Below are 10,509 nucleotides of genomic sequence, written 5' to 3' on the forward strand. Positions count from 1 at the left end.
GTGCACGGACCCGGCCTATGCCGGGTCCGCCTGATTGGAGGATGTCATGGCACGGGTCATTCGTTGGATTGAAGTATTTGCCGGATACTCGATCGGTGTGGTTGCGCTGCTGACCTTTTTTGAAGCCCTTCTGCGCTATGTGTTCCGGGTCCAAATTCCCGACGCCTACTCCTTTGCCGGGTTGCTTCAAGCTGTCGCTGTGTTCTGGGGCATCTCGACGGCGACCTACGCAGGCAGGCATATTACCGTCGACATCCTGTGGGAGGCGCTTCCAAAATCGCTCGCACGCTGGATCGACGTTTTCGCGGGGCTCGTGTCGCTGCTGTTTTTCGGACTGCTCAGCGTGATGTTGTTCCGCAAGATCCTGATCTCGGCAGGGAGCAGCGAGGCGACCAACCAACTTCATGTGCCGCTGTGGATTTTCATAGCCGCAGCTGCAATCGGCGTCTTTGCTGCGACTTTTCTCAATCTCGTTCGAATATTCGAACACCTCCGAAGCGCCACCAGAGTCAAGGAAAGCTAAGTCATGGAAGGCGAACTCGTCGCGATCCTCGGTTTCTCGGCACTGTTCGTGCTGATGATCCTTCGCGTTCCCGTCGGCATCGCGATGGGTTTGGTGGGGGTGTTCGGTTTCATGGCGATGCGCGGGGTCGGTCCCGGACTGAATCTCCTGCTGAACTCGCCGTTCAGAACTGCGAGCGATTACACGCTATCCGTCGTGCCCATGTTCGTCCTCATGGGAGTGTTCGCATCACGCTCCGGAATGAGCAGCGAGCTATTTCGGGTGAGCCGTGCATTCGTCGGACATCGGCGCGGAGGGCTCGCGGTTTCGACTATTCTTGCCTGCGCAGGGTTCGCCGCCATAAATGGTTCATCCCTCGCGACTGCGGCGACCATGACGAAAATAGCCATGCCAGAGATGCGCAGAGAAGGATACGAAGCGAGTTTCGCCGCGGGCAGCATCGCCGCTGGCGGCACCCTCGGGATCATCATTCCGCCGTCCGTCGCAATGCTGGTCTACGCAATCTTGACTGAGCAGGACGTCGCCTCGCTCTTCATTGCGGGGATTCTTCCGGGCCTGCTTGCGGTTGCGCTCTACAGTGGCGCGATCTGGATCGTGTCGTTTCGCCGACCCGAGGCATTTCCCGTTGCGCAGCGCACCGATCGGCGAGAGCGGATCATCGCGCTTCGAGACGTGTGGGCGACGCTCTTGCTGTTTTCGCTCGTCTTCGGGTCGATGTATCTCGGGGTCGTCACCGTAGCCGAGGCCGCGGCCCTTGGAGCGGTCGGAACCATGATCATCGGCGTACTGCGCGGACGTCTGGACTTTCCTGCTATTCGCGAATGTCTGATCGAAGCCTTGCGCACGACGGCGTCGATTTTCACAATCGCAATCGGTGCATTCCTTTTCGGCTATTTCCTGGCAATCACTCGTACCACGCAAAACCTGACCGGCTTCATAACCGCGCTCGACATGGCGCCAGCGATGATCATGGCGTTGCTCCTGCTGGGTTACCTGCTGTTGGGCGCCTTCGTGGACGAAATCGCAATCGTCATCCTGACCATCCCGATCGTATACCCTGCGGTCATCGCGATGGGGTTCGATCCGATCTGGTTTGGGGTCATTATCGTCATGACGGTCTCGATCGGTCTCATCTCACCGCCGGTTGGTATGAACGTGTACGTCATCAACTCCATAGACCGAGAGATCGGTTTGGTCGGGATCTTCAAAGGTGTGATGCCTTTCCTTGCCGCCGACCTCGTCAGATTGCTTCTGCTCAGCATTTTTCCTGCAATTTCACTGCTCTTACCCAGCCTTATGCCCTGAGCGGTGCCAAGGTCAGAACGTATACGTAATGTACGCCATATCGCCATGATTGGCTCAATAATGGCAAAAACGTATACGTTCTGACTTGAACTATCTTCTGTATGCTTTAAGAAAAAGGATATGGAGGAAACCGCCTTGAGCGAATCGGAAAGCACAAAGTCCCAGACACTCACGGCCTTTCTCGGGCTGCGCGGGCTGATCGTGGATGGAACGCTCGCGCCTGGGTCTCGGGTGTCAGAGCCGCTGATCGTGGAGCGGTTCGGCGTGTCGCGCACCCCGGCGCGCGCCGCCTTGGCGCAGCTTGCCGAAGAGGGCCTGCTCGCCAAGCGCGAGCGAAGCGGCTACGAGGTCAAATCGTATACGGAGCAAGATGTCTTTCAGGCGATCGAGATCCGCGGGATGCTGGAAGGCATGGCCGCCCGTCTCGCTGCCGAAGCCAATGTTTCCGCCTCGCACCTTCAGGCGATGGAGAGCGTCGTGACTGAGCTCGATGATGTCGTGGGGCGTCTTACGACCGACAGCGAGCAGACCGAGTACGTCCACCTCAATAATGAATTTCACCGGCTTTTGCTGGAAGCGTCGGAAAGCGAGATGCTGGCCATGTCGCTGGAGCGGATAAAAGCGCTGCCATTCGGTTCGCCGAACGCTTTCGTTGAATCGCTTTCGCTTAACCATGCGGCGGTGAAGAAGGTGCTCATCATGGCGCAGGAGCAGCACCGCGCGATCGTGGAGTGCATCCGGAAAGGCGAAGCCACGCGGGCCGAACGGCTGGCACATGAACATTCCTTCTGCGCGGCGCGATATCTTCAGCTGTTGCGCGCGAAGGACGAACCCATTCCTTGGATTGCCGAGAAGGCGAAGAGAGCCAACAGGAAATAATAACCCGAAATCGCCGGCGCGCCCCACCGCTTTGACCTCGTCGAAAGCGAACGGAGATTCTGTGCCTGCTGTCAACTGGAGGAAGAAGAGATGAACCAAGTAGATACATTGAGGCGCACGCCGGAAGGCTATTTCACGACGCGATGGGGCCAGCCCGAGTACACCGACTGGCAGGATGAAAGCATGTCCTGGAAGGAAGGGTGCTACATAGGCGACTGGTCGTTCCTTTGGGAGCGCCGGTTCCGGGGCCCGGACGCGCTCAAGCTGTTCGCGGACACCTCGGTTAACAACTTCGAGAAGTTCGAGCTCAATCAGTCCAAGCACGTCATTCACACCGACGAGAATGGCAAGCTGATCGCCGAGGGCATCCTGACGCGGCTGGGCGAGGACGAGTTCATGCATTTCGGCCGGGGCACTTTCTGGGTCGACTACAAGATGCGCCACGGCGACTACAACGCGACGTCTGAAGCCGACGACTGGTTCAATTTTCAGGTTCAGGGGCCCGACGCGATCCACGTCGTCGAAAAGGCCTGCGGACAGAAGCTGCGCGACGTGAAGTTCATGTATAACGGCCACATCAAGATCGCTGGCTGCGACGTAGTGGCACTGCGTCAGGGCATGGCCGGTGAACTCGGGTTCGAGCTTCAAGGCGACATCAACAAAAGCCAGGAAGTTTACGACGCGATCCTCGAGGCCGGCCAGGAATTCGGCATCCGCAAACTTGGCGGGCGTGCGGCTTTCATCAACCACCTCGAAGCCTGCTTCCCGACCATCGTGACCGATTACCTCCCAGCGATCTTTGAACCGGAGATGGCCGGGTATCTTGAAGAGTTCCGTTCGGCGATGCCTGCCTTCGCCTCGACTTTCAACGTCGCGGGCAGCTTTGAGGGTCAGAAGGTTTCGGACTGGTATCGCAGCCCCGTTGAACTGGGCTGGGCCAATCGCATCCACCTTGGTCACGATTTCATCGGTCGCGACGCGCTGGCCGAAGAAAAAGCCAACCCACGCAGGGTGATCCGCACCCTGGTTTGGAACCCTGAGGACGTGATTAAGGTCTTCGCCTCGCTTTTCGGCAAGGAAACGCCCTACGACTGGATGGAAATCCCGCGGGATCAGCGCGGCTTCATGTACTGCGACCGGGTTCTGAAGAACGGCAAAGACGTCGGCACGACCACCTCGCGCGGCTACTCGTATTTCTTTCGGGAAATGCTCTCGCTTTGCACGATCGATGTGGCCGAGGCCGAGATTGGCAATGAGGTGGAAGTCGTATGGGGCAACCCGGGACACCCGCAGATCAACATCCGGGCCACCGTCCAACCCGCCCCCTATAAGCAGGACAACCGTCGAGCATCTTACTGACGTAGCAGCGTCCCGCTGCCTTGATGGGGCGCTGCATAGGACCGGCGGGCGCAAAGATGCGCTCGAACCGGATATTGGAAAGGGAGGACCCCATGAAACTCACGAAACTTCTACTAGCCGCCGCAGTGGCGGCCATTTCGACAGCGCCACTCATGGCCGAAACCGTCAAGGTCGGCGTGATCGGCCCCTTCTCGGGTCCGTTTTCAGGCTCGTTCGGAGAACCGTTCCGGCAAGGCGTGGAAACCTACGTTGCCATGAACGGGCAGCCAACAGACGACATCGAGGTCGAGTTCATCTACCGCGACCTGCAAGCCCCTGATCCGGGGCGGGCGCGAGCCCTTGCGCAGGAACTGGTCGCGCGTGACGGAGTGCAATACTTGGCGGGCTTCGTGTTTACGCCGAATGCCATTGCGGCAGCGGGCATCTCTGCCCAAGCGAAAATACCTACGGTTATCTTCAACGCGTCGGCCTCGGCCGTGGTGTCGCAATCGCCGTACTACGTGCGCACTTCGAACACGCTTCCGCAAGTGTCCGTCCCGACGGCGCAGAACGCGCTCGAAAAGGGATACCGTACCGTGGTGACGGCCGTGAGCGATTACGGCCCTGGCGTGGATGCCGAAACCAGTTTCGTGAAAGCCTTCGAAGCGGGAGGTGGCGAGGTGCTAGAGACCATCCGCATGCCACTTTCGACGACTGATTTCGGCCCCTACCTGCAGTCGATCCAGTTGCAGGAGCCGGATGCGCTGTTCGTGTTCCTGCCCTACGGCCCGCCCACATACAGCTTCGTCAACGCTTACCGAAACAACGGTCTGGATGACGCGGGGATCGCCTTCGTCGGTACGTCCGAGACACAAGAAGTCGACCTGCAATCACTGGGTGAGGCTGCTATCGGGCTTGAAACCGGCTACTTCTACTCCGCTGCGCACGAGTCGCCTGAGAACGAGGCGTTCAAGGAAAAGCTCGCGGAGCTGTTCCCGGACGCAGAGCCGAACCCAGCCACGGTATCGGCTTTCGACGGCACTCATGCGCTTTACGAGATGATCCGCGCGACCGAAGGTCAGCCGGACCCGGACGCGGCCATCGCCGCCATCTCCGGAGCCAGCTGGGAAAGCCCGCGGGGCCCGATCACGATCGATGCCGAAACTCGGGATATCATCCAGAACGTGTATATCCGTGTGGTCGAGCAGGAAGAGAATGGTCGTCTCGTGAACCGCGAGATCAAGACCTACGAAGCACAGCCTGACTACGGCGTGCAGGACTAAGGGAACGGTCGCATGCTCTCGCTCATCGCAAGCATCCTGATCGACGGCATTTCGTACGGGCTCGTCCTGTTCATGGTGTCGGTCGGTCTTACGGTCACTCTTGGCCTCATGCGGTTCGTGAACCTTGCCCACGGGACGTTCGCGATGGTCGGGGGATATGCGGCCGCCACCTTTGTTACTGCGCTAGGACTACCCTACGTCCTCGCGCTGATTCTCGCGGCGGCGGTCGCGGGGATCATTGCCTTCGGCCTTGAAATCGCGCTCGTGCGCCGCGTCTATGCCCGGCCCGAGCTGGACCAGGTTCTGTTGACAATCGGCCTCGTATTCATGGGGATCGCCCTGTCGGGCATGATCTTTGGCAATTCCCTGGTCCCGATCCGTCTGCCGGAGTTTCTTCGCGGATCGACCGATCTCGGTTTCCGCAGCATGCCGACGCAGCGGTTCGTTCCCCTGGTTTTGGGGCTCTTGTCACTCGCGGGGATCTGGCTTCTGTTTGAGCGCACGCGTTTCGGCGTCAAACTGAGGGCGACCGTGGATAACCCGCGTGCCGCGGGTGAACTGGGGATCAACACCCGCCGGGTCTATGCCGCCGCATTCGCCATCGGCGCGGCGCTGGCCGGGCTAGGCGGGGTCGCCGGCGCGGAGCTCTTGCCTGTGGAGCCATATTATCCGCTGAAGTACCTCGTGCTCTTCCTTGCGGTCGTCGCCGTGGGCGGACCGGGCAATATGGCGGGCAGCTTCGTTGCCGCCATCCTGCTCGGGACAGTTGAAACCGCAGGCAAATACCTCGCCCCGGAATTCGCGACCATCGCGCTCTATGCACTCATGCTCATCGTGCTGAGCTGGCGGCCCGAGGGCCTGTTCCAGCGCAGCTCCAAGACCTAGGCCCGCCATGACAAACACCCAACGAACCCTTGGCGCCGCCGCGGTCATACCGATCGTCGCCGTGGCGCTGGTCGTGATCTTTCCTAACCAACAGGCGTTTCTGGCCCAGATCGCGATCACAGCGCTTCTCGTCCTGTCGCTCGATCTCGTTGTCGGCTTCGCGGGCCTTGCAACGCTGGGCCATGCGGCCATGTACGGTGCCGGGGCCTACGCCGCTGCGCTCTATTCCCTGCATGTCTGGGCCGAACCGTTGACCGGTCTTGTGGTAGGCATTCTTGCCGGCGGCCTCGTCGCACTGGTCTCGGCACTAATGCTGATGCGTGCCCACGGCCTGACCTTCCTGATGATGACCGTCGCGATCACGCAGATCATATACGAGATCGTCAACAAGTCGCGTGCCGTCACCGGCGGGGATGACGGGCTCTATGGCATCATGATGCAACCGCTCTTCGGCAGGTTCGAGTTCGATTTTTACGGGCGGCTCGCCTTTTGGTACGCGGCGGTCGTCCTGTGGCTTGTCTTCCTGCTTCTGCGTCACATCGCGGCCTCCCCCTTTGGTCTGACAGCCCGCGCGGTGCGCGATGACGGAGGTCGCGTGTCCTCCCTCGGCGGGGGTATTTTCGCCCACAGGGTCGCGCTTTACACCCTCTCCGGAGGTATCGCCGGCTTGGCAGGGGCGCTATCGGCCCAGACCGTGCAGGTGGTCGGGCTGAACACGCTGAGTGTCACGTATTCCGCCGAGATTCTTGTCATGCTCGTCATGGGGGGAACAGGTCGCCTCTGGGGCGCCTTGCTGGGAGCCTTGGTGTTCATGATGATCCACCATTACGCGGCAGAGGTCGATCCGGTCCGCTGGATGCTCTTCATCGGGGCGATGCTTGTCATGATCGTCCTGTTCCTGCCGAAGGGCCTGTTCGGTGGCCTCGAAGCCGCGGTGAACCGTCTGCGCGAAGGGGCACGGACATGAACAATCTTCTGGAAGTACGCAACCTGTCGAAATCCTTCGGTGGCTTGCAGGTTACCCGCAACGTGGATCTGACGATCGCCCCGGGCGACCGGGTGGCGTTGATAGGACCGAACGGCGCGGGAAAGACAACGCTCGTCAACTTGATCAGCGGTGTGCTGGACCCGACGGGCGGCGAGGTCATGCTCGACGGGAGCAAGGTCACGGCGCTGTCGCAACGGCAGCGCGCCCATCGCGGGTTGATCCGCACATTTCAGATTACGCGGTTGTTTCACAGCATGACTGTAGCGGACACGCTGCGCGTTGCCGCGATTCAGAAGAACGGCATGACCTATCGTTTCGGCTGGGGGGGTAGGAGCGCTGACCTGATCGAGAAGAGCGTCGAACGCGTGTTGACCGATCTGCGTTTGCAAGATCGCCGGGACAATGATGTCAGCCTGCTTGCCTACGGCGAGCAGCGACTGGTGGAGCTTGGCGTCGCGCTGATCATGGAGCCGCGCGTGCTCATGTTGGATGAGCCGGCGGCGGGTGTTCCGCAAAGCGAAAGCCACATCATCATGGACGCGATCGAAAACCTGCCAGCGGAGCTGGGGGTCCTGTTCATCGAGCACGACATGGACCTCGTATTCCGCTTTGCACGTCGCATCATCGTTCTGGTGAGTGGCGGGGTGTTCTGCACGGGAACCCCGGACGAAATCGCAGCGAACGAGGACGTGCGGGCAATGTATCTGGGTGAGGCAAGCTGATGGCGAAGGAAATCGCATGGAACAGCGTTGATGCGGGCTATGGTCGCACTGTTGCGGTGGAAGGTATCACGGTGCGGCTCAGCCCCGGTGAGAAACTGGGCATTCTCGGGCGCAACGGGGCAGGAAAGACCACGATCCTGCGCGCCATGATGGGGGACGCTAAAGTCCACCACGGAACGGTCGAAATCGACGGGGTCGACGTAACCGGCATGCCGGCCTACCAACGCAATCAACTTGGTGTCGCGGTCGTGCCGCAGACTCGTGACGTGTTCCGGTCGCTTACGGTGCGCGAAAACCTCATTGTCGCCAGCGCCGAGCGCGATCGGACCAAGCTGGCGGTGAAACTGTTCCCCAGGCTTGGCGAGAGGATGCAGAATCTCGGCGCCGATCTCAGCGGCGGCGAACAGCAAATGCTGTCCATCGCACGGGCAATCATGACGAAGCCCGACTTTTTAATGCTGGACGAGCCGCTCGAAGGTCTTTCGCCAACCCTGGCGCAAGACGTCATGAAGTCGGTACGGAAAATGGTCGAGGAAACAGGCCTCGGCTGCGTCCTTGTCGAGCAGCACGTGGCCACCGTTCTGGATTTCTGCGACCGCGCATTGGTAGTGCAGCGGGGTCAGATGGTCTTCTCGGGCACGACCGATGAGTTGCGCGGCCGGCCGGACGTGCTGGAAAGTGCTATCGGCTTGTCGGCCGTCTCTTCAGAAAACGAATAGGAGACGCCTACGGCACAGACCAATGTTATCACCCTGGCATCGTCGACGCACTAAGCACGATCCTCGCCGTCACGGAGCGAACATCAACCAAGCCGACTGGTCTTGACTCCTGATACTGATCAGAAATGAGTGCGAAATTTTTGGGGTTCCGTTATTTGAGCCGGCCGGACATGATTTCTATCCTGTTGCTCCAGTTGTAGCGCAGCTTGCCGTATCTGCGCGCGAGCGGCGATTAAAGGCGGCGAGCGTACTTCGCTAGCGCAGGCGGAACATGCGCGACACATTCCCAAATCGCATGAAGGGCCTCGCCGGAGCCGCGTGATCATTGCCGATCGCCCCCGCCATTCGTCCTTGCGATGTCGTCCGCGATGGTCTCCCGAAGCCAGTCGCGAAACGCGACGAGCGGCGGGTAGTTCTCCATCTGCTGCTGGTAGACCAGGTATCCGACGCTACGCGACTTAACCGCCATGTCGGAAACCGTTACCAGCCGACCCTTGGCGAGGTCGTTTTTGATCAGTTGGACCGGCGCGAGCGCGATGCCTAGTCCGCGTGATACCGTCTGCAGGAACATCGTGTAGTTCTCGAACGTGAGCAGAGGGCGGGACCGCAGCCCGGGCAGAGCTGGGATCTCGAAAAGGCTCGCCCAGATGACGCGTTCGGTGACGTGCAGCAGAACGTGGGTCTGGCGGAGCATGTCCTTGTCGTCGGCAAGCACGGCTTCGGCAATTTCAGGTGTCGCGATGGCGCGAAGATCCAGTTGGATCAGCCGTTCTCAACGAGCACCCCCCCCCCCCGGAACTTCTCAATGACGGCAGGAAGGATGCCGGGGCCGGAGCGAGGTTGCGAGGGGAATGCGGGTCGAGAATTCGACCGTGACGTCCGGGTGAACGTCTTCGGCCTCAAACGATCCCTCGTCGCACCGTTCGACCGCATGATCGACGATGACGCCATCTGGTCGTCCCGCTTCGACTTCGTGATGGTGCGCACGGGCACAGAAGCACTGTGATATGGACTTGCCCGGGTTTTGCGGAGAGCGTTTTCAGGTCAAAGGGTAGCAACTGAAAAGCGAACACATAGGCGGAAACAACTTTTCCATAACTCTTGACAACAAATTAGCAATCTAAATATATGTTCTCTGGCGCCCACGATCCGTATGACACGGGGTTCGGCGGGAGCGCTTGAAGGAGGTGGTTCATGACCGATCTGACCATGCGCGTCGAAGCTCGGCGGCCGTTGACCGAGCAGATTTGCGAATTCACGCTCGCTCCTTTGGACGGTGCCGAGCTGCCGACGTTCGAGCCCGGGGCGCACGTGACGATAGAGACGCCATCGAAGGCGATGCGCCGGTATTCGCTGATCAATGATGGCANGTACAAGATCGCGGTCAAACGGGAGCCGGAATCGCGTGGGGGGTCGGCGTCCATGCACGACGAGGCGACCGTGGGCACGGAACTGCGTGTCGAGCCGCCCGAGAACGATTTTCCCATGGGCGAGGCTAACGAATATCTGCTGATCGCCGGTGGGATCGGGGTGACGCCGATCTACTCCATGGCGCAGCAACTCGATCGCGAGGGCAAGCCCTTCAATATCATCTACTGCACGCGCAGCCCGGAGGACACGGCATACCTCGACGNTTTGGTGCATCACGACGAAGGCGACCCGGAGAAGGTCTACGATTTCTGGGACCATTTCGAAGAGCCCAAGAAGATGCATGTCTATTGCTGCGGGCCGGCGCCATTGATGGAGGAGATCGAGGCGATCTCCGGCCACTGGCCAGAGGGGCGCGTGAACTTCGAAGACTTCAAGCCGGTCGACGTGGTGCGCGAAGACGACAAGGCATTTGACGTTGTGCTCGAAAAGTCCGGTA

At 60.1% G+C, this 10,509-nt stretch carries 11 protein-coding genes and 1 pseudogene; 11 read left to right on the forward strand and 1 reads right to left on the reverse strand.

The annotated features are described in order from the left end of the window. Window positions 1-46 precede the first annotated feature (46 nt). From GQE99_RS01535 to GQE99_RS01575, 9 genes are all read left to right on the forward strand, one after another. Window positions 47-523 carry a TRAP transporter small permease gene (locus tag GQE99_RS01535; protein ID WP_161349827.1) on the forward strand — a complete coding sequence of 159 codons (477 nt, stop codon included), beginning with the start codon at window positions 47-49 and terminating at the stop codon, window positions 521-523. A 3-nt stretch (window positions 524-526) separates the two neighbouring features. Then, window positions 527-1,828 carry a TRAP transporter large permease gene (locus tag GQE99_RS01540; RefSeq protein ID WP_161349828.1) on the forward strand — a complete coding sequence of 434 codons (1,302 nt, stop codon included), beginning with the start codon at window positions 527-529 and terminating at the stop codon, window positions 1,826-1,828. A 120-nt stretch (window positions 1,829-1,948) separates the two neighbouring features. Beyond that, window positions 1,949-2,707: a GntR family transcriptional regulator gene (locus GQE99_RS01545; protein WP_161349829.1), complete on the forward strand. Its 759-nt coding sequence runs from the start codon at window positions 1,949-1,951 to the stop codon at window positions 2,705-2,707. A gap of 90 nt (window positions 2,708-2,797) precedes the next feature. Continuing rightward, the gene (locus tag GQE99_RS01550; RefSeq protein ID WP_161349830.1) at window positions 2,798-4,066 is read left to right on the forward strand and encodes an aminomethyl transferase family protein; all 1,269 of its coding nucleotides are present in this window, start codon (window positions 2,798-2,800) and stop codon (window positions 4,064-4,066) included. Between the two features lie 92 nt (window positions 4,067-4,158). After that, window positions 4,159-5,328: an ABC transporter substrate-binding protein gene (locus GQE99_RS01555; protein ID WP_202530541.1), complete on the forward strand. Its 1,170-nt coding sequence runs from the start codon at window positions 4,159-4,161 to the stop codon at window positions 5,326-5,328. Window positions 5,329-5,340: 12 nt separating this feature from the next. Next, the gene (locus GQE99_RS01560; RefSeq protein WP_138421435.1) at window positions 5,341-6,213 is read left to right on the forward strand and encodes a branched-chain amino acid ABC transporter permease; all 873 of its coding nucleotides are present in this window, start codon (window positions 5,341-5,343) and stop codon (window positions 6,211-6,213) included. A gap of 7 nt (window positions 6,214-6,220) precedes the next feature. Next, a complete protein-coding gene (locus tag GQE99_RS01565; protein WP_138421436.1) occupies window positions 6,221-7,180 on the forward strand; it encodes a branched-chain amino acid ABC transporter permease in 960 nt (319 codons plus the stop codon). Beyond that, window positions 7,177-7,923: an ABC transporter ATP-binding protein gene (locus tag GQE99_RS01570; RefSeq protein ID WP_161349831.1), complete on the forward strand. Its 747-nt coding sequence runs from the start codon at window positions 7,177-7,179 to the stop codon at window positions 7,921-7,923. The genes GQE99_RS01565 and GQE99_RS01570 overlap by 4 nt, the downstream gene beginning before the upstream one ends. Beyond that, window positions 7,923-8,642 carry an ABC transporter ATP-binding protein gene (locus GQE99_RS01575; RefSeq protein WP_161349832.1) on the forward strand — a complete coding sequence of 240 codons (720 nt, stop codon included), beginning with the start codon at window positions 7,923-7,925 and terminating at the stop codon, window positions 8,640-8,642. The genes GQE99_RS01570 and GQE99_RS01575 overlap by 1 nt, the downstream gene beginning before the upstream one ends. A gap of 322 nt (window positions 8,643-8,964) precedes the next feature. On the opposite strand, the gene GQE99_RS01580 is transcribed toward GQE99_RS01575, so the two are convergent. Continuing rightward, the gene (locus tag GQE99_RS01580; protein ID WP_328794020.1) at window positions 8,965-9,408 is read right to left on the reverse strand and encodes a LysR substrate-binding domain-containing protein; all 444 of its coding nucleotides are present in this window, start codon (window positions 9,406-9,408) and stop codon (window positions 8,965-8,967) included. Window positions 9,409-9,447: 39 nt separating this feature from the next. On the opposite strand from GQE99_RS01580, the gene GQE99_RS01585 reads away from it, so the two are divergent. After that, the gene (locus GQE99_RS01585; protein WP_161349834.1) at window positions 9,448-9,648 is read left to right on the forward strand and encodes a hypothetical protein; all 201 of its coding nucleotides are present in this window, start codon (window positions 9,448-9,450) and stop codon (window positions 9,646-9,648) included. Window positions 9,649-10,190: 542 nt separating this feature from the next. Beyond that, a pseudogene (locus tag GQE99_RS22020) lies at window positions 10,191-10,509 on the forward strand (PDR/VanB family oxidoreductase); the annotation flags it as partial.

Origin of the sequence: Maritimibacter harenae, assembly GCF_009882975.1 — a bacterium.
GTDB classification, from domain to species: Bacteria; Pseudomonadota; Alphaproteobacteria; order Rhodobacterales; family Rhodobacteraceae; genus Maritimibacter; species Maritimibacter harenae.

What these genes read in the sequence shown, in the direction of transcription:
- GQE99_RS01535 (WP_161349827.1), top strand. Translation starts at nt 47, where the DNA reads ATGGCACGGGTCATTCGTTGGATTGAAGTATTTGCCGGATACTCGATC.
- GQE99_RS01540 (WP_161349828.1), top strand. Translation starts at nt 527, where the DNA reads ATGGAAGGCGAACTCGTCGCGATCCTCGGTTTCTCGGCACTGTTCGTG.
- GQE99_RS01545 (WP_161349829.1), top strand. Translation starts at nt 1,949, where the DNA reads ATGGAGGAAACCGCCTTGAGCGAATCGGAAAGCACAAAGTCCCAGACA.
- GQE99_RS01550 (WP_161349830.1), top strand. Translation starts at nt 2,798, where the DNA reads ATGAACCAAGTAGATACATTGAGGCGCACGCCGGAAGGCTATTTCACG.
- GQE99_RS01555 (WP_202530541.1), top strand. Translation starts at nt 4,159, where the DNA reads ATGAAACTCACGAAACTTCTACTAGCCGCCGCAGTGGCGGCCATTTCG.
- GQE99_RS01560 (WP_138421435.1), top strand. Translation starts at nt 5,341, where the DNA reads ATGCTCTCGCTCATCGCAAGCATCCTGATCGACGGCATTTCGTACGGG.
- GQE99_RS01565 (WP_138421436.1), top strand. Translation starts at nt 6,221, where the DNA reads ATGACAAACACCCAACGAACCCTTGGCGCCGCCGCGGTCATACCGATC.
- GQE99_RS01570 (WP_161349831.1), top strand. Translation starts at nt 7,177, where the DNA reads ATGAACAATCTTCTGGAAGTACGCAACCTGTCGAAATCCTTCGGTGGC.
- GQE99_RS01575 (WP_161349832.1), top strand. Translation starts at nt 7,923, where the DNA reads ATGGCGAAGGAAATCGCATGGAACAGCGTTGATGCGGGCTATGGTCGC.
- GQE99_RS01585 (WP_161349834.1), top strand. Translation starts at nt 9,448, where the DNA reads ATGACGGCAGGAAGGATGCCGGGGCCGGAGCGAGGTTGCGAGGGGAAT.